The 17,993-nt window shown below is 68.0% G+C and carries 16 protein-coding genes, 1 tRNA gene and 2 pseudogenes; 10 read left to right on the top strand and 9 right to left on the bottom strand.

The window, feature by feature from the left end:
• Positions 1-24 precede the first annotated feature (24 nt).
• Both bagA and bagB read left to right on the top strand, forming a co-directional pair.
• Complete coding sequence (gene bagA / locus ACZ5VC_RS16155) at positions 25-987, top strand: ATPase BagA (RefSeq protein WP_469120658.1); 963 nt, start codon at positions 25-27, stop codon at positions 985-987.
• Positions 984-2,384 (top strand): ATPase BagB, encoded by a 1,401-nt coding sequence (bagB, locus tag ACZ5VC_RS16150; protein ID WP_469120657.1) that lies wholly within the window; start codon positions 984-986, stop codon positions 2,382-2,384. Before bagA ends, bagB begins: the two co-directional genes overlap by 4 nt.
• A gap of 55 nt (positions 2,385-2,439) precedes the next feature.
• On the opposite strand, the gene ACZ5VC_RS16145 is transcribed toward bagB, so the two are convergent.
• Positions 2,440-2,784, bottom strand: a complete 345-nt coding sequence (locus ACZ5VC_RS16145) for a WhiB family transcriptional regulator (protein ID WP_019888264.1) — start codon at positions 2,782-2,784, stop codon at positions 2,440-2,442.
• 406 nt (positions 2,785-3,190) lie between these two features.
• Between ACZ5VC_RS16145 and ACZ5VC_RS16140 the strand changes: the two genes are divergently transcribed.
• The gene (locus ACZ5VC_RS16140; protein WP_469120656.1) at positions 3,191-5,425 is read left to right on the top strand and encodes a transglycosylase domain-containing protein; all 2,235 of its coding nucleotides are present in this window, start codon (positions 3,191-3,193) and stop codon (positions 5,423-5,425) included.
• A gap of 220 nt (positions 5,426-5,645) precedes the next feature.
• Here the strand turns inward: ACZ5VC_RS16140 and ACZ5VC_RS16135 are convergent, their stop codons facing one another.
• The gene (locus ACZ5VC_RS16135; protein WP_469120655.1) at positions 5,646-6,110 is read right to left on the bottom strand and encodes a GatB/YqeY domain-containing protein; all 465 of its coding nucleotides are present in this window, start codon (positions 6,108-6,110) and stop codon (positions 5,646-5,648) included.
• Positions 6,111-6,187: 77 nt separating this feature from the next.
• On the opposite strand from ACZ5VC_RS16135, the gene ACZ5VC_RS16130 reads away from it, so the two are divergent.
• Together ACZ5VC_RS16130 and ACZ5VC_RS16125 are read left to right on the top strand one after the other, a co-directional pair.
• The gene (locus tag ACZ5VC_RS16130) at positions 6,188-7,126 is read left to right on the top strand and encodes a metallophosphoesterase (protein ID WP_469120654.1); all 939 of its coding nucleotides are present in this window, start codon (positions 6,188-6,190) and stop codon (positions 7,124-7,126) included.
• Positions 7,127-7,254: 128 nt separating this feature from the next.
• A tRNA-Pro gene (locus ACZ5VC_RS16125) sits at positions 7,255-7,328 on the top strand.
• 78 nt (positions 7,329-7,406) lie between these two features.
• Here the strand turns inward: ACZ5VC_RS16125 and ACZ5VC_RS16120 are convergent.
• Positions 7,407-8,418, bottom strand: a pseudogene (locus tag ACZ5VC_RS16120) (tyrosine-type recombinase/integrase).
• Positions 8,419-9,377: 959 nt separating this feature from the next.
• Here ACZ5VC_RS16120 and ACZ5VC_RS16115 point away from each other — a divergent pair.
• Entirely contained in the window at positions 9,378-9,623 is a 246-nt protein-coding gene (locus ACZ5VC_RS16115) for a hypothetical protein (RefSeq protein WP_469120653.1), read from the top strand.
• 502 nt (positions 9,624-10,125) lie between these two features.
• Here ACZ5VC_RS16115 and ACZ5VC_RS16110 read toward each other — a convergent pair.
• From ACZ5VC_RS16110 to ACZ5VC_RS16100, 3 genes and pseudogenes are all read right to left on the bottom strand, one after another.
• A pseudogene (locus ACZ5VC_RS16110) lies at positions 10,126-10,381 on the bottom strand (site-specific integrase); the annotation flags it as partial.
• A 346-nt stretch (positions 10,382-10,727) separates the two neighbouring features.
• The gene (locus tag ACZ5VC_RS16105; RefSeq protein WP_469120652.1) at positions 10,728-11,642 is read right to left on the bottom strand and encodes a YncE family protein; all 915 of its coding nucleotides are present in this window, start codon (positions 11,640-11,642) and stop codon (positions 10,728-10,730) included.
• Positions 11,643-12,008: 366 nt separating this feature from the next.
• On the bottom strand, positions 12,009-14,108 hold the full coding sequence (locus tag ACZ5VC_RS16100; RefSeq protein WP_469120651.1) for a nuclease-related domain-containing DEAD/DEAH box helicase: 2,100 nt from the start codon (positions 14,106-14,108) through the stop codon (positions 12,009-12,011).
• 177 nt (positions 14,109-14,285) lie between these two features.
• Between ACZ5VC_RS16100 and ACZ5VC_RS16095 the strand changes: the two genes are divergently transcribed.
• The 4 genes from ACZ5VC_RS16095 to ACZ5VC_RS16080 all read left to right on the top strand — a co-directional run bounded on the left by ACZ5VC_RS16095 (position 14,286) and on the right by ACZ5VC_RS16080 (position 16,678).
• The gene (locus tag ACZ5VC_RS16095) at positions 14,286-14,882 is read left to right on the top strand and encodes a dihydrofolate reductase family protein (protein WP_469120650.1); all 597 of its coding nucleotides are present in this window, start codon (positions 14,286-14,288) and stop codon (positions 14,880-14,882) included.
• A 120-nt stretch (positions 14,883-15,002) separates the two neighbouring features.
• Positions 15,003-15,212, top strand: a complete 210-nt coding sequence (locus ACZ5VC_RS16090; protein ID WP_469120649.1) for a hypothetical protein — start codon at positions 15,003-15,005, stop codon at positions 15,210-15,212.
• Between the two features lie 33 nt (positions 15,213-15,245).
• Complete coding sequence (locus ACZ5VC_RS16085) at positions 15,246-15,860, top strand: dihydrofolate reductase family protein (RefSeq protein WP_469120648.1); 615 nt, start codon at positions 15,246-15,248, stop codon at positions 15,858-15,860.
• A 311-nt stretch (positions 15,861-16,171) separates the two neighbouring features.
• Positions 16,172-16,678 (top strand): hypothetical protein, encoded by a 507-nt coding sequence (locus ACZ5VC_RS16080; protein WP_469120647.1) that lies wholly within the window; start codon positions 16,172-16,174, stop codon positions 16,676-16,678.
• A 59-nt stretch (positions 16,679-16,737) separates the two neighbouring features.
• Here ACZ5VC_RS16080 and crcB read toward each other — a convergent pair whose 3' ends face one another.
• From crcB to ACZ5VC_RS16065, 3 genes are read right to left on the bottom strand one after another with little or no spacing between them, the layout of a single operon-like run.
• A complete protein-coding gene (gene crcB / locus ACZ5VC_RS16075) occupies positions 16,738-17,112 on the bottom strand; it encodes a fluoride efflux transporter CrcB (RefSeq protein ID WP_469120646.1) in 375 nt (124 codons plus the stop codon).
• Positions 17,109-17,480 carry a DUF190 domain-containing protein gene (locus tag ACZ5VC_RS16070; protein ID WP_469120645.1) on the bottom strand — a complete coding sequence of 124 codons (372 nt, stop codon included), beginning with the start codon at positions 17,478-17,480 and terminating at the stop codon, positions 17,109-17,111. The genes crcB and ACZ5VC_RS16070 overlap by 4 nt, the downstream gene beginning before the upstream one ends.
• A complete protein-coding gene (locus tag ACZ5VC_RS16065; protein WP_469120644.1) occupies positions 17,477-17,929 on the bottom strand; it encodes a fluoride efflux transporter FluC in 453 nt (150 codons plus the stop codon). The genes ACZ5VC_RS16070 and ACZ5VC_RS16065 overlap by 4 nt, the downstream gene beginning before the upstream one ends.
• Between the last annotated feature and the right edge of the window lie 64 nt (positions 17,930-17,993).

The following is a 17,993-nucleotide window of genomic DNA, read 5'->3' as shown; positions in this document are numbered from 1 at the left end:
CCCTCACTGGTTAGGCTCCAAGGCGTGAGCAGGCTCCAGGTCGTCAGCGGCAAGGGCGGTACCGGTAAGACGACGGTCGCCGCCGCCCTCGCGCTCGCCCTCGCGACCGAGGGCAAGCGGACTCTTCTCGTGGAGGTCGAGGGCAGACAGGGCATCGCACAGCTCTTCGAGACGGAGGCGCTTCCCTACGAGGAACGCAAGATCGCCGTCGCGCCGGGCGGCGGCGAGGTGTACGCGCTGGCGATCGACGCCGAGCGCGCGCTCCTCGACTACCTCCAGATGTTCTACAAACTCGGCGGCGCGGGCCGGGCGCTGAAGAAGCTCGGCGCCATCGACTTCGCGACCACCATCGCGCCCGGTGTACGGGACGTCCTGCTGACCGGCAAGGCGTGCGAGGCGGTCCGCCGGCGCGAGAAGCAGGGCGGCTACACCTACGACCACGTCGTCATGGACGCGCCGCCGACCGGCCGCATCACCCGCTTCCTCAACGTGAACGACGAGGTCGCCGGGCTCGCGCGCATCGGCCCGATACACAATCAGGCCCAGGCCGTCATGCGGGTCCTCAAGTCCCCCGAGACCGCCGTGCATCTGGTGACCCTCCTGGAGGAGATGCCGGTCCAGGAGACCGCCGACGGCATCGCGGAGCTGCAGGACGCCGATCTGCCGGTCGGGCAGGTCATCGTGAACATGGTCCGGCCGCATGTCCTCGACGAGGAGGCCGTACGCGCCGCCGACGGCGACCACCGGGCCGGCATCGCCCGGACGCTCGCCTCGGCCGGTGTCCCGGGCGCCACGAAGCTCGTCGCGCCACTGCTCCGGCAGGCCGCCGAGCACGCCCAGCGGGTGGAGCTGGAGCGGGAACAGCGCGCGGCCCTGGAGAAGCTGAAGGTGCCGTTGTGTGAACTGCCCTTCCTGGGGGAGGGCGCGGACATCGCCGGCCTCTACCGGCTGGCCAAGGAACTACGGAAGCTCGGGGTGGGCGCGTGACGCTGGAGACGGCAGATGTTCCCGGTCTGACAGGGGCTCCCGGCCTGGAGGTCGATCCCCTGATCGACGACCCCGGTACCCGGATCATCGTCTGCTGCGGCGCGGGCGGCGTCGGCAAGACCACGACGGCGGCGGCCCTCGGCGTACGGGCGGCGGAGCGCGGCCGCAAGGTCGTGGTCCTCACCATCGACCCGGCCCGCAGGCTCGCCCAGTCGATGGGCATCGACTCGCTCGACAATGTGCCGCGCGAGGTCAAGGGCGTGGACGGCGAGGGCCGGCTGCACGCCATGATGCTCGACATGAAGCGGACCTTCGACGAGATCGTCGAGGCCCACGCGGACCCCGACCGGGCCCGCGCGATCCTGGAGAACCCCTTCTACCAGTCCCTGTCGGCCGGCTTCGCGGGCACGCAGGAGTACATGGCGATGGAGAAGCTGGGGCAGCTGCGGGCGCGTGAGGAGTGGGACCTGATCGTGGTCGACACTCCCCCGTCGCGCTCGGCGCTTGACTTCCTCGACGCGCCGAAGCGGCTGGGGTCGTTCCTGGACGGGAAGTTCATCAAGCTGCTGATGGCCCCGGCGAAGATGGGCGGCCGGGCGGGGATGAAGTTCCTGAATGTCGGCATGTCGATGATGACCGGGACCCTGGGGAAGCTGCTGGGTGGTCAGCTGCTGCGCGACGTGCAGACGTTCGTGGCCGCGATGGACACGATGTTCGGCGGCTTCCGGACCCGGGCGGATGCCACGTACCGGCTGTTGCAGGCGCCGGGGACGGCGTTCCTGGTGGTGGCGGCGCCGGAGCGGGACGCGCTGCGGGAGGCGGCGTACTTCGTGGAGCGCCTGGCTGCGGAGGACATGCCGCTGGCCGGTCTGGTGCTCAACCGGGTGCATGGCAGCGGCGCCGCCCGGCTGTCGGCCGAGCGGGCACGTGCCGCCGCGGAAAATCTTGAGGAAAGCCGCATTGTGGATCAGGAGGCCGGGAAGGCTGCTGTGCGTGGCTCCAGGGCCACCTCTCCCGAGCCCGAGTCCAAGCCCGGCACGACCAATGCACAGCCCGCCTCCACTGACCCCGGGGCTGCCGAAGGTGATTCACAGGCAGCACAGGCTGCCGACCCTGACGTACGCCCTGAGGTCGAGCCCGCAGTACTGCTGGAACCGGAAACCGGTGAGCCGCACACGGTGGAGCAGCTGACCGCGGGTCTGCTTCGCCTGCATGCCGAGCGGATGCAGGTGCTCGCGCGTGAACAGCGAACGCGCGACCGCTTCACCGCGCTCCATCCCGAGGTTCCGGTGACGGAAGTGCCCGCTCTGCCCGGAGACGTACACGACCTCGCAGGGCTTCGGGCCATCGGTGATCGGCTCGCGACCGGTGGGGCGTCTCCGGTCGGAGCTGCGTAGAAGGTCACGGGCGCCGAAGTGACGGGGCGTGGGGTGCGCCGGGCTGACCCGAGCGCTAGCCCACCGCCGCGAACGCCTCGTACGTCTCGTCGTCCTCCATGGCCACAGGCAGCAGGCCCGCGCCCCGCTCGTACTCCGTACGCGCGGTCTCCAGCAGCCGTCGCCACGAGGTGACGGTCGGCCGCCGGCGCAGCAGTGCACGGCGCTCGCGCTCCGTCATGCCGCCCCACACGCCGAATTCGACGCGGTTGTCCAGCGCGTCGGCCAGGCATTCGGTCCGCACCGGGCATCCGGTGCACACCGCCTTGGCCCTGTTCTGCGCTGCTCCTTGTACGAACAGTTCATCCGGATCGGTAGTGCGGCAGGCTGCCTGCGCACTCCAGTCGGTTACCCAGCCCATCACGGCGCCGTCCTCTCCCGAATCGAGGCTCCCCCACGGCGGTAGCGGCATATTCACCGCTGCCAGTTGAGGACGTTACGGAAGGTGGGCACAGCGCAACACCCCCTTCGGGCCCAATCTTGAATGGCCCGAACGGACTATGCGTACGCGGCAGATCACCCAGGGGAGTGACCGAAGGACATGCCCGACCATTCGGGCAAACCGGTGCATTTCAGTTGAGTCACAACGGGCTTCGGATGACGCATGAGACGCAATCGGACACGACGTCACACGCTTCGGGTGCGCGGAAAGTCATACCGATGTCACACCGGGGCCTTGATACGGATCCACACTGCTGTGACAGTTGAGAGCAGCTTAGGCCAAGGCATATACGCGTGTCCGGCGAATGAGAACGTAGGCTGCCCCCATGGCAAAGAAGCGCTCGGGCGGAGGCCTGACCGGGGCCCAGCAGGCCGCAAAGTTCCTCGGCGTCAGCGTGCTCTCAGGAGCCGTCCTGGCGGGCATCGCGCTGCCCGCAGCGGGAGCACTGGGACTCGGCGCCAAGGGAACGGTCGAGGGATTCGACGAAATCCCGGCCAATCTGAAGACGCCCCCGCTCAGTCAGCGCACCACGATCCTCGACTCGCAGGGCGGCCACATCGCCACGGTCTACTCGCGCGACCGGACCGTCGTCCCGCTCGAGAAGATCTCGCCCTACATGCAGAAGGCGATCGTCGCGATCGAGGACTCGCGCTTCTACGAGCACGGGGCGATCGACCTCAAGGGTGTGCTGCGCGCGATCAACCGCAACGCGCAGTCGGGTGGGGTCGCCCAGGGCGCCTCGACCCTCACCCAGCAGTACGTGAAGAACGTCTTCGTCGAGGAGGCCGGCGACGACCCCGACAAGGTCGCGCAGGCCACCCAGCAGACCATCGGCCGCAAGGTTCGCGAGCTCAAGTACGCGATCCAGGTCGAGGAGGAGCTGGGGAAGAAGAAGATCCTCGAGAACTACCTCAACATCACGTTCTTCGGGCAGCAGGCGTACGGCATCGAGTCGGCGTCCCAGCGCTACTTCTCCAAGCCCGCCAAGGACCTGAAGCTGGAGGAGGCGGCGCTGCTGGCCGGCATCGTCCAGTCGCCGAGCCGCTACGACCCCGTCAATGACGCGCAGGAGGCGACCCGGCGCCGCAATGTCGTCCTGCAGCGCATGGCCGACATGAAGGACATCACCCAGGCGGAGGCCGATCTGGCCAAGGCGACGCCCATCACGCTCAAGGTCAGCAAGTCGAAGAACGGCTGCATCACGGCCACGAACGGCGCCGGGTTCTTCTGCGACTACGTCAAGCAGGTGTTCCTCACCGACCCGGTCTTCGGGAAGAGCCGCGAAGAGCGGGCCAAGGTCTGGAACCGCGGCGGCCTGGTGATCAAGACGACGCTCGACCCGCAGGCGCAGGCGGCGGCGCAGCAGTCGCTCAAGGACCACGTCGACCAGGACGACACGGTCGCGGCCGCGGTCACCATGATCCAGCCCGGCACGGGCAAGATCCAGGCGATGGGCCAGTCCAAGCCGTACGGCTTCGGCGAGCACGAGACCACCATCAACTACTCGGTCAACAAGCGGATGGGCGGCTCGAACTTCGGCTTCCCGGTCGGATCGACGTTCAAGCCGTTCGTGGCCGCGGCGGCCATAGAGCAGGGCAGGCCGCCGACCCAGCAGTACTCGGCGCCGTACGAGATGCCGTACCCGGCGTCGATCGCGACGTGCAGCGGCAAGCCGTGGGTCAACACCGACGGGTTCCGGCTGGAGAACGAGAACGAGAGCGAGGTCGGTCCGTACGCACTGAAGGACGCGATGGCCAAGTCGGTCAACACGTACTTCGTGCAGATGATCGAGGACATCGGACTGTGCCCGGTCGTCGAGATGACCGACAAGCTGGGCGTGGTGCAGGGCAACGGCACGAAGCTGCCGGTGTCGCCGTCGCCGCTGACGCTGGGCTCCACCGGTATCTCGCCGCTGACGATGGCGACGGCGTACGCGACGTTCGCCAACCGGGGCACGTACTGCACGCCCACGGCCATCGAGTCGATCAGGACGCCGGGCGGCAAGAGCCTCGACGTCCCGAAGACGAGCTGCAGCAAGGCGATGAACGAGCAGACCGCGGACACGATCAACGCGCTGCTGCGCGGAGTGGTCGACTCCGGTACGGGCCAGGAGGCGGGCCTGCAGGACCGTGACAACGCCGGTAAGACCGGTACGACGGACGAGCGGAAGAACGCCTGGTTCGTCGGCTACACGCCGAACCTGTCGGGCGCCGTGTGGGTGGGCAGCGCGAGCCAGCAGGTGCACATGGAGAACATCACCATCGGCGGCGTCTACCACGACAAGGTCTTCGGCGGTAAGGTCCCCGGCCCGATCTGGAAGGGCGCGATGACCGGAGCGCTGGAGGGGCACGAGGCTCCGTCCTTCGTCCCCGTCGTCATCCCCGACGCGCCGAAGGACAAGCCCCGCGGCGACGGGAAGCCGGGCGGCAACAAGCCCGGCAGGACGGGCGGCAACGACGGCAACCCGTTCCCGGGGATCACCATCCCGCCGGACCTGATCGGCGGGGGCAACAACCGCGGGCAGGGCAATGGCGGGGGGCACGGGTGGCCGCGGCCTTGAGGTGAGCGGCGCCGAGCCAGTGAGCTGAGCGAGCTGAGCTCAGGTCGATGAAGGGTCCCCGTGCGTGGCACGGGGACCCTTCGTCGTTGCTGCGCGGGGTGGGCGCGGCCTTGTGCTCAGGCGGGTGCGCGTCCGCGGCGTCACCGGGACCGCGTGGTCCGCGGCGTCACCGGGACCGCGTGGGATCCCCGTCGGAACGGGCGCACGTGGGCGCCGCTCGTCAGCCGGCGAGGAGCTGCTTGACCGCGGAGGCGACGCGGCCGCCCTCGGCGCGGCCCGCCACCTTCGGGTTCACGATCTTCATGACGGCACCCATGGCGCGCGGGCCCTCGGCACCGGCGGCCTTGGCCTCCTCGACGGCCTGGGACACGATCGCGTTCAGCTCGTCGTCGCTCAGCTGCTTCGGCAGGTACGCGTCGAGGACCTCGCCCTCGGCCAGCTCACGCGCGGCGGACTCGGCGCGCCCGCCCTGCTGGAAGGCGTCGGCGGCCTCACGACGCTTCTTCGCCTCCTTGGCGATCACCTTCTGGACTTCGTCGTCGGAGAGCTCGCGGGCCGTCTTGCCGGAGACCTCCTCCTTGGTGATCGCGGCGAGGGTCAGCCGGAGCGTGGACGAGATCAGCTCGTCGCGCGCCCTGATGGCGGCGGTGAGGTCTTCCTTGAGCTTGGACTTGAGCGTGGTCATGCGGACAAGTGTGGCAGGTGCGGCAATGTGCTCGCCCGCGCATTTCCGAGCCCCTCCAGGTCTGCGACGATGGAGACATGCGTGCGCGATACGGGCTCCCCATGAAGATCACGGCAGGAATCACGGCCACCGCTGCGGCGGGTCTGGTGTACGCGGCGGGCTTCGAGGCCCGCTCTTTCAGGCTCCGGCGCGTCACCGTGCCCGTACTGCCTCCGGGCATGAGAGACCTGCGGGTCCTTCAGGTGTCCGACATCCACATGGTGTGCGGGCAGCGCAAGAAGCGCGCATGGCTCCAGTCGCTGGCCGGCCTGCGCCCCGACTTCGTCGTGAACACCGGTGACAACCTCTCCGACACGGAAGGCGTACCGGAGGTCGTCGACGCGCTCGGCCCCCTGATGGAGTTCCCGGGTGTCTATGTCTTCGGCTCCAACGACTACTACGGCCCGCAACTCCGGAACCCCGCGCGCTATCTCTACGAGAAGGCGAAGGGCCGGCACGGCCTGAACGGCAACGCGCCGGTGGTCGGCGCGGTGCACAACCCCTGGGAGGGGCTGCGGGACGCGTTCGACGCGGCGGGCTGGGTGAACCTCACGAACACTCGGGGGCGCCTGAAGCTCGACGGGCTCGACCTGGCCTTCACTGGGGTCGACGACCCGCACATCAAGCGGGACCGCTACGAACAGGTGGCGGGCGGCCCCGACCCCGACGCCGACTTCTCGATCGGCGTGGTCCACGCTCCGTACCTGCGCTCACTGGACGCCTTCACATCGGACGGCTACCCCCTGATCCTCGCCGGCCACACCCACGGCGGTCAGCTGTGCATCCCCTTCTACGGGGCACTGGTCACCAACTGCGACCTGGACACGGACCGGGTGAAGGGCCTCTCGACCCACTCCGCCTCGGGCCACCTCTCCTACCTCCACGTCTCGGCGGGCTGCGGCACGAACCGCTACACCCCGGTGCGCTTCGCCTGCCCTCCGGAGGCGACCCTGCTGACACTGACGGCCCGGGACTGATCACCGAGGGACCCCCGCCCCGGGGCCCCGCCCCCACCTGCGGGACCGCGAAAACCGGATTTCGTCTCCGGCCGCGGGTGGGCTAAAGTAATCGATGTCGCCGCGACGGAATGCCTGAGCAGTGACATCGGGGTGTAGCGCAGCTTGGCAGCGCGCTTCGTTCGGGACGAAGAGGTCGTGGGTTCAAATCCCGCCACCCCGACAGCTGAAACACCAGGTCAGGGCCGGTTTCCTTCACGGGAAACCGGCCCTGATTCGTTGTGAGGGTCTAACTGAGTGCCTACGGTTTCGGATCGACCTTGAAAATGCCGTCCATGGCGATCGCTCCGGTCCGGATCACGGGGCGGATCTGCTTCCGGTAGACCTCCTCCGTGACCGCGGTCCCGGAGTGTCCCACCAACCGAGAGATCTCTTCGAGCGATACACCGTTGTCGGAGAGCGCAGACACGAAGCTGTGCCGTAGCTCACGAGGTGTCCACTCGTCAGCGTTCACTCCGTCTGTCGCCTTGATGGCTTGGCGGAAGGCTCTACGGACGTTGGTGGAGTCGAGCTCGCGGCCGACGGCGGAGGCGAAGACGAGACCGTTCTCTTCCCACTTGTCACCAGCCGCCAGCCGATCCCAGCCCTGGTCCTCCCAGCGCTGCCAGAGCACGTCCACGCACCGCGCAGCAAAGCGAGGGTCCGCCGTGACTTCCGCGTCTTGGTATCTCCCCCTGCCCGTACCGAGCGCCACACCGCGATGTGCGGGGGTACGGGCGGACCCGCATCCGGCTTTCCCTTGAGGAAGACGTGATTCCAAGTGAGAGCCCGCAACTCCTCCGTACCTGCCCCGGTGAGCAGCGCCAGCACGACATAAGCGTGCATGGACGTGCCTGCGGCAGCCTTCAGCACGGCCTCGGCCTGAGCGAACGTCAGCGCCTTGGACGGGCGTCCCGGCTGGCCCTTCGGCACAGAGCACAACTCCACGACATTGCGCTTCACCTTGTCCCGCGCCATGGCTCGTTTGACCGAGCGGTTCAGGCAGGAATGGATCCCTTGCAGCGTCCGGGTACTGAGCGACTTGGCCTTGATGCAGCCACTTGTCCACGTCTTCCGCGCCCAGGTCACGAAGCTTGCGGGCACCCAGCGACGGAATCACGTGGCTGCGGCTGAGGGTGGAGCACGCGTCCAACGTTGCTTTGTCGCGTCCGGCCAGGCCGATACATCAGCCAGTCGTTTACCGCGTTCTCCACCGTGTAATTCGTGGGCGCGATGGCCAGGCCATCCTCATGATCGCGAAGAACCTCCTTCAGCTTGTTCTTGGCTTCAGTCGTTCTGGCGAACCGAGACTGGCCGGTCGTCGGCGGCCCGGGTGGAGCTCCGGCGCCTGGTCCGCGCGCAGGAGGGGGGAGCCCCGTGGTCGATCACCTCACCGGGCGGCAAGAGAGCGTCCTGCGGTGCATCACAGAGTGGATCGCTGAGCACGGCACGGCGAGGCGCGGCCCGACGGCTCGGGCCGCGCACCTGTCTTCGCCCAGCACGACCCGGCCGGCGGCCGCACGCCGAGCGGCGAAGGGCTACTGAGGAGAAACGCGGAGCCTGGGGCGGTCGGCTCCACGGCTTGAGGCAGCCACAATGGGGCGAACCTCGAAGAGGGGCCGTGACATCCGCCCCCACGAGCAGCGCCCACACGCGCCGGAGGAGTTGCGCCCCCGTTCACGCGCGGTGCTGTCATGTCAGTCACGTCCCCGGGACGAGCTCGCCCGAAAGGCTGACGCCAAGCCTGTATTCACAAGCACGATGAGCCAGCGCGCTGTGTGGTTATAAGACCGAACGGGTCGTTCACTACGGAAAATGGGTGCAGCCGAGTATGCACGGCGCGTAACTCTCAGTAATTTACCGCAGCGGTGGTAGCTTGCGGCGCGTGGGCAAGGCAAGAATTGATGCTCACGCCGCAAGCCCCTAGAGCGATCGAAGATGAGGAGGCCCTTCAATGGCCGTTGGCTATGACCCAACAGTCCACTTCATTGGACCGAATCAAACGCTGGGATTCAATTGGGCGTGGGGAAATGGAGGCTACCACGGTCCGATTGTGCTCGGCGCCGCCCCTGAAACGAACCACGTGGCACTAAACGGGTCGCTTGGCCATGTGGAGTTCACCGCAACTGGCGGCCTCACTAGTCCATGCTTCTACCACAACACAGTCACGAACTTCAATGGCTTCGGAGTATCCTTCAGAAGCCATTCGTTTTACAGTTAACCAGGAGGCATGATGAATAAGATCACGCTGGTTACCGATGACGCGGGTAATGTCATCGGTGGCTCGCTGGCGGGCAGCTCGGACAGGGATACCCGAGCAGAATTCAGCCAAACCATTGTCGCTATGGACGGACAACGGGTTCATCATGACGTCGATTTGCCGACGGAGCTACTCTCGCAGGAAGACAACGAGTCACTCGTCCGAGAACTCCTGAAATACCGGATCGACGAGTCCGGAAACCTCGGACGCAAGGATTGACCTGCGTTCGTTGCGTCGGCGCAGGCGGCCAAGTGACTGACGATTGTGCGCGTCGCCAGTGTGCTGGAACGGCAGCAGCGCGCAAAGGCCCAAGCCTCAGAGGGCGCACACGCTAAGCGGGGCCGGCATCAGTTTTGGTCTCGATTAGTGCGTAGGGGTTCGAATCCCGAAGGCGGCTCAGGTGAAGCCCAGGCCAGTTCTCCGCTGACCTGGACTCTGCTCCGGACACGCTCGTCCAAGTCCGTCCCAGCTGTCCGACTGTCCGGTTAGGCCCACGACCTGCGGAAACGACCCGGACAGCTCAAGCCGAGGCTGTCCGGAGTGTCCGGTTACAGACGGCTGCAACACTCGGGGATGTTGCAGCCCGTCGGCGAAGCCGACCCCTGTGGGGTGCAGGCGCCGAAGGCGACGTCCCTTGAGCTCCTGCACTGCGGCTGAGTGTCTAACGTTCCTAGGGGGCCTGTTTCGTTGTGCGCGACTACTCGGGTGACTATCTGCGTGGCTACCGCTTCTGATCTTGCTTGAAGATGCCGTCCATCACGGTCGCCCTGGTCTGGATCACGGGGCGGATCTGCTTCCGGTGGACCTCCCCGGTGACGGCCGTACCGGAGTGCCCGACCAATCGAGAGATCTCTTCGAGGGCACCCCCTTGTCGGAGAGCAGCGACACGAAGCTGTGCCGCAGCTCCCGTGCAGTCCACCTCGTCGCCTCCATCCCCTCGGCGCCTGCGATGCCTGCCGAAAGGCCCGGCGAACGTTGGGAAGGGTGTCCGGTCATCATCCGGATGCGTCTGTACCTGTCCCGCGGCAGGCTGTTGGGATGCCGGACCGTACGGAGACCGTCATCCACCGTTTCACCGAAGGCGGCAGGAAGGGGACAGTGCAAGCGCTCGGGGTGATGCCCACCTTGAGCGGGCGTTTACGCTGGCGGACGTGTCCGAGTTCCTGCGCAGTGCCGGCCTGGAGTACGACCAGTACCGGGACGGGTTGGCCAGGTACTTGAGCACCTGACGGGGGCAACCGCCTCAGTGAGTGGTCGCGGCGGTCGCCGCGCGCACTCGCCGCCAAGGGCGTGAACGCCACCGCTTCACAACGGTGGTGACTTCTAACTGGCGGCGAGATCGATCGCCGATACGGTGCCGTCGCCGCTGTTGGCAACATAGACGCGATCGCTGTGGGGCTCGAAGGCCAGGCCCTCCGGTCGGGAGCCCACCGGGATGGTGGCACTCACTCTGTTGGACGCGGCATCGATCACCTTCACCGTGCCGTCGAATTGGGTGACGTAGGCGTCGCCTCGGGAGTCAACCGTTACACCAGTGGGTCTGGCAGTGACGTTGATATCAGCGACGCCGCCGGTAGTGATATCGATCACGGACACTGCGTTGAAGCCTGAATTGGCGACATAGACACGCCGCCTCAGGGCGTCGACCGCGAGACCGGTGGGCTGCTGTCGTACCGGAATGGTCGCAACGACCCCGTTGGCCGCAGGGTCGATCACCGACACCGTGTTGAAGTCGGGTTGCGTGACGTAGACGCGGTGACTTGTCGAATCAACCGCCACACCAAGGGGACCAGGGACATCGATGAAATGGTGGGCGGGGAGCGGCCCGCCGCTGACGCTGATTATCGACACCCGGTGGCTGCCGCGGTTGGTCACGTACGCGCGACTCAAAATGTGATCAACCGCCACCCCCATCATCTTGGGTAGGGGGATGAGCACGCCTTCGATGCTGATTGTGGCGATGACGGCGTTGAATCTGTCGATCATTGTCACGGTGTTGTCGCCGCCGTTGGCCACGCAGGCGCCGAATTGAGGATCTGTTGCCACGCCCTCTGGGCGCAGGCCGACGTTGATGGTGCCGCTCACCGTGTTGGTCGACGAATCGATCACTGACACGGTGTTGGCACCGCTGTTGGTGACGAAGACGTGGTCGTGGACATCCACCGCCACAGCAAGCGGCTTCGCTCCCACCGGGATGTTGGCTACGACACGCAGTTGTTCAGTGTTGGATATGTTCATTACTACATGACCTTCGTGATCGAGCGGCCCGCAGGGGAAGTTGTGGTGGCCGCCCGTCTGCGGTGGGCGTCGCTTCGGAGGGTTGTGTCGCGGTGGTACTTCACGGTCACCGGCTAGCCGCAGGTCGGAGACGGCCAAACCCTGACCGGCGGGGCCTGGGGAGCAGCGCGCCACGGGGCACGCCAGTTGCCCAGGGGGAAATTCGCCCACGCCCGCGTCGACGCCTGCCGTGGCCTCGAAGACCAGCGCAAGAACCCGACCACCTCCGGTGCCAGTGGCCGACATCAGACTCTGGTTCAAGTATGGGCGCGAGCCTTGCGCCCTGCGAGTTGGGCCGCCGCGAGGCCCCTGGCGATGAGGCCGGTCTCAGCGAGTGGCCGCCTGGGCCTGTCGTTCCATGCGTACGCTGCCCAGCCACAGGACGTCGCGGGCGCGAGTCATCGCCACGAAGAGCTGGCTACGAGCGATCTCGTCCCGTTCGCGTTCTGTTTCGGGAGTCCCGGCCGCCCTCGGAGGGGCTGCGTCGTAGTTCGGTAGATACACCCGTTTGAATTCGAGGCCCTTGGCGCGGCGGTAACTGCCCAGCTTCGCCGCCTCGACCGGGCGCCCGTCGTAGTGCTCCAGCAGGCACACGGGGATGCCGGCGCGGGAAAGAAGGCGTTGGTAGTGCTCGATGGCACGCATTGAGGGACACAGGACAGCGGCGTCTGCCAGCGCCTGCGGCGACAGGGCACGCAGGGCGTCCAGCAGTGCCCGGTCATGTTCCGCCGTTGTTTCCGCTCTCACGCGGTGCACGTGGCCGTCGTGGTACGTCAGATCGACATCCCGTCGACCCGGGCTGCTCAATCCGTCGATGTCCTCGAAGGCGTCCTCGGCGACGACCGCGAGAGCTGCCTCCAGGATCTCCTTGCTGTTGCGGTAGTTGACCCGCAACACCTGTCCTCGATCGCCACGGATGTCCACGCCGGCGTCGGAGAGGCGGAACCCGCCCGGATAGGCCGCCTGTTGGCCGTCGCCGATGAGCAGCAGACCGTTGGGGGCGTCGCCAACCAGGGCGTGCAGGAGCCGGACCCCGACGAGGGTCAGGTCCTGTACTTCGTCAACGATCACAGCGGTGTAGGGCGATCGATGCTGTCGGCCGGTTCCGTGGCCCGCCTCTGCCAGGGCGAGGGAGAGAACGTCGTTGAAGTCGTGCACTCCGCGTTCGACGCGCGCGCGTTCGTAGGCCTCGTACAGTGCCCATACCGCCTGGCGGTGTGACCTGCGCAAGACAGTACGGCGTCGGCGCCTGGGCACAGCGGCGTACTCCTCGAAGGACGTGATGCCGCGGCCCTTGATGACGTAGTCGATCTCGTCACGCCAATAGCGGTGTCCCGAATCGATCTCGGTAAGGCAGCTGCCCCGGCCGACGTGCTTCCAGGCAAGGCTGAAGGCGGTCTCTGCCTTGTCCCCACTGAGGCGCACCGCCACCTCGCGACTCTGCAGGAATTCCTGGGCCCAGGAGTGAAGACTGCGGAAGTCGACGCGATCCGCCACGGCCGGCGCCATGGCCTTCAGGAAGGTGCCCTGCACGCGGGGCAGGTTGTTGGCGAAGGTGACGTACAGGATTCGCCCGGCGGTGCGTTGGGCGAGGTGTGCCGCGCGGTGGAGACCCACGACCGTCTTGCCCGTGCCCGCGGGACCGCTGATCCGGGCGGGACCTGCCCAATTGCGCCGGACTAGAGCGACCTGGTCGGGGTGGAGAAAGGTCATCCATTGCTCGATGGGAGCCTGCCGCGCCTCGTCCAGAGCGGCCTCGCGCAGCGTTCCGATGTCGAAGAGGCCGTCGGCCTCACCGTGCACCGCGTGCTCGTCGCGTCGAAGCGTCTCCGGAACAGCCGAGTCTTCGTACTCGGGAAACACACGCTCCAGATGGTCCGCGATCGCCCGGATCTGCGCCGGCTGAAGCCGACGGCGCTCCGAGAGCAGACAGGGCCCGACCTCCCGTTCGCCGAGCAGCCGGATCCTGCCCAGCTCGGCGTCCAGGCGTCGGCCCGCGAAGACCATGACCGGCCGAACGGCCACGGGTGACAGCCCCAGGGCCCCGACCGCGCTCTCCGCGGCCTTCGTCACCGCCAGCAGCTTGCGTGCGTGTTCGTCCCTCGGCTCGCCGCCGGCCCGGAGCCTTCCGTCCGAAACCTCCGGAGCGGCCCGCCAATTCTTGACGTCGATGACGAAGACGCCACCTGGGCCGACCAGCAGCATGTCCACGTTGGCGGCACGCGTTCCCGGCCACCGCCGGTCGACCAGCAGCCGCCACCCGTGCTCGGTCAGCACCAGCAGTTGAGCCGCGACGCGCCGCTCCCCCTCGCTCGCCGCCTGCCATCTGCGGGCCTCCTGCCGAGCGGCCTGCCACTGCTCACGTAAGCGCCGTTCCTGCCGCCGCGCCTCCTGCGCCCGCCGGGACGCCGAATCCCCCGCAGCCATGCCCGCCCCCTCGTACACCGAGTAGCGATCATAAAACGTTGTGCAACACACCGACAGGGGGCCTGCCGACCGCACCGATGGGCGGCAGCCGAGAGGATCCCCGTGTAGCGATGACTTTTTGACGGTGCGACAGTCTCTATTGCCGTAAACCGAAAGCGTTGAAGAGGAGCCAGTCCCGTGCGCATCGTGATCAGTGAGTTCATCAGCCTGGATGGCGTCGTGCAGGCACCCGGTGGGGCGGGCGAGGACACCGACGGCGGGTTCGCCCATGGTGGGTGGTCGAATCCGTTCTTCGATCCGGAGGTGGTCGGTGGGGCCTTCAATGAGGTGGTGGGGAAGGCCGAGGCGCTGCTGTTCGGGCGGCGTACCTGGCAGACGATGGCCGGGGCGTGGCCCGGGCGGGCTGGGGATCCGTTCGCCGATCGGATGAACGCGCTGCCGAAGTACGTGGTCTCACGGACGCTGGGCGAGGGCGAGTTGACGTGGGAGAACACGACCCGCATCGACGGTGACAAGGCTCTCGAGCGCATCCGGGAGCTGCGGGACGGCGTGGGTGGGGACGTGCTGGTCATGGGGAGCCCCACGCTCGCGCGGACGCTGCTGAGTGAGGGCCTGGTCGATGAGCTCCGGCTCATGGTGATGCCGGTGCTTCTCGGCGGGGGTAAGTCGATTTTCCCCGCGGATGATGGCCTGCGGACGCTGGAGCTGGTGTCCACGGTCACCAGCGCCACGGGAGTCAATGTGTGCACCTACCGCCCGGTCGGCGGAGCGTAACGTCCGCCCTCGGCGGCCGCTGCGCCGGTGTTCCGCCCGGCCGGGTGTCCGGCCTCCGCCCTCGGCGGCCTTCCGGCCGTTGCCGGAAGGCCGCCGGGCCTCGGCACGGAGGTGGTTCTCGTGGCCGAAGGTGGCGCGAGCGAACCGTGGATGCGTCAGGGCGCTGGGGAGCTCACCGAGTTGCTGCCCGCCTCCGCCGGAGGCGCGCGGGAGCTCGCCGGGTTGCTGCCCGCCTCCGCCGGAGGCGGGCGGGAGTTCGCCGGGTTGCTGTCCGCCTCCGTCGGCCGCACGCTCGACGGGCAGGTCCGCGCGCCCTCGCCCCGCTGCTGACGGACCCCTTGACCATGAACGGAGAGCGGTGACATGAGCAAGGTCTTCGCCAGCCTGGGTATGTCCCTGGACGGCTTCATCGCCGGGCCGAACGCGCGGCCCGGCAACCCGCTCGGCGACGGAGGGACGCGCATCCACCAATGGCTGTACGGGGTCGAGGCCTGGCGGGAGCGTCAGAGCATGAGCGGCGGCGAGACCAACGTCTCCGGTGAGGTCGTCGAGGAGAACTTCGCCCGGGCGGGCGCCTATGTCATGGGCCGGAGCATGTTCTCCGAAGGGGAGATCGGCTGGCCGGACCCGCCGCCGTTCCGCGCGCCCGTCTTCGTCCTGACGAGCACGCCGCGTGAACCCTGGGTACGGCAGGGCGGGACGACGTTCACCTTCGTCACGGACGGCATCGAGAGCGCCCTCGACCGGGCCCGCGCCGCCGCCGGGGAGAAGGACGTGCAGATCGCCGGGGGCGCCGGGACGGTCCGCCAGTACCTCAACGCGGGACTGGTGGACGAGCTTGAGATCCACCTCGCGCCGATCGTGCTCGGTGAGGGACTGCGACTGCTCGACGGCGTCACGGCCGATCTGCGACTGGAACCGGACCGGGTCGTCGACGCGCCGGACGTCACGCATGTGCGGTACCGCGTCGTGCGCTGAGCCGGCGCACCTCAGCACCTTCGTCCACCGAAGCCTCGCCCCTCAGGGCGGGGCTTTTGCCGTGCCGCCGTCGCCCGTGCCGTACCGCCATCGTCTGCCGTTTCCGCACACCTCCCCCTTGTCCGGCGTGTCCGGAGGACGAGACGTATGGACGGGACGTATTGACGTGCGCGGCCGCAGCCACTTAGGTTCGCCTAACCTCACTTCACCGAAAGGTTTCAGCCATGTCCGGGGCTTCCCATCCGCCAGCGTCCCTGACGCCACAGACGCCCCAGAGCTCTCTTGCGCCCCTTTCGGCCATCGGCACCCCGGTGTCGACCCTGGTGGTGATCGGCGCCCTGAGCTGCGCCGCGCTGACCACGGTCTGCTGGGTGGCAGGCCATGTCCACGCCACCACGTCCCTCCTCACCGGGGCGCGCTTCCTGCACCTCGCGTCACTCGTCGTCGGACTCGGCTCCGTACTCGCCGTCGACTGGCTCGCCATCCTCTGGGTCCTCGGCCGCCGGCGCCTCAGCGACGTCGTGCAGACCGCCTCCGCGCTGCATGTCCCGATCTGGGGCGGGCTGGCCGGCCTGGTGCTGAGTGGCATGTTCCTCAGGCCGAACATGGAGTCGCCGCTCACCTGGGTCAAGCTCGGACTCGTCCTCGTCGTCACGCTCAACGGCCTCTACGCCCACTGGCTCGGACAGCGCCTGACTCCCGTGGGAGCGGCGCCCGTACCGCGTCGGCTGCTGGTACGGTGCGCGATCGCCGCCACCGTCTCCCAGTGCGGGTGGTGGGGCGCCACCTTCATAGGCTTCCTCAACAGCCAGTCCTAGGAGCCTCAGGCGGCAAGGGCGTGGAGCTTCGCCGACATGCCTGGGCTCACGTAGGCCACCTACCCCCACAGCGCCTCCGCCGCCTCCACCCCCGCGAAGACCGCCCCCAGCCCCGCCGCCACACTCCCGATCACATTCGCCGCGGCGTAGAGCGTCGCGCCGTCCTCCGCCAGACGCAGCGTCTCGTACGAAAAGGTGGAGTACGTGGTCAGCGCCCCGCACAGGCCCGTGCCGAGCAGCAGTTGCAGTTCCGATCCGGCGGCGCCCGCCGTGGCCGCTCCGGTCAGGAGGCCGAGGACGAGGCAGCCCGTCACGTTCACGGTGAAGGTGCCCCAGGGGAAGAGGGAGTCGTGGCGCTTCTGCACGGCGCGGTCGGTGAGGAAACGCAGAGGGGCGCCGACCGCGGCGCCGACGATCACCAGGAGCCAGTTCACCCGGGGGCCCCGGTCCCCGGACCCTCGTCCGCCGCGCGGCCCGCGTAGCGGATGACCTCGCACTCGTCGAGGATCACCAGGCCCTCCCCCACCAGTTCGTCGAGCTGCGGCAGGAAGGCCCGTACGCGCTCCTCGGTGTCCACGATCACGATCGCCACCGGCAGGTCCTCGCTCAGGGACAGCAGCCGGGAGGTGTGGATCAGGGACGAGGCCCCGAAGCCCTCGATGCCCCGGAACACGCTGGCACCGGCGAGGCCGGCCGCGTGGGCGCGGTGCACGATCTCCGTGTAGAGAGGCCTGTGGTGCCACAGGTCGCTCTCCCCGATGAACACCGTGACCCGCAGGGCCGTGCCCGTCAGCCTCGTCATGGCGCACTCCTCTCCGTTCGGGGTGGCCTGCCCGCCGGACGCCGGGCCGCCGCCACGCGACGCGCCGCGCCCACCCCGAGCCATACGCCGGCGAGCGCCGCGAGCAGTGTCGCCCCCAGATAGGCCAGCCCCTTGACCGCCTCGCCGCCGTCCACAAGACGCTGGATGTCGGCGGCGTACGTGGAGAAGGTGGTGAAGCCGCCCAGGACACCGGTCCCGAAGAAGGGGCGTACGAGCCGGTGCGCGGCCCACACGTCCGCGATCACGACCATGAACGCCCCGATGACCACGCACCCGACGGCGTTCACCGCCAGGACCGTCCACGGAAAGGCCCCGGGCTCCGTCGGCCAGAGCAGAGCGGCTCCGTACCGGGCAGCGGCTCCGACGGCCCCGCCGGCCGCCACCACACCGACGACGGGCCACAGCGCCGTCGGGGCTGGCCTGGTCATACGTCTCCTACGGGGGCGGGGCCTCAGCGTATCGCCGCGCCCGTCCGCAGGGCGGGAGGGGCGC

The sequence above is a fragment of the Streptomyces sp. NPDC033174 genome (genome assembly GCF_055577795.1).
The sequence above is the reverse complement of the archived record's forward strand: the minus strand, read 5'-3'. Positions and strand labels throughout refer to the sequence as shown.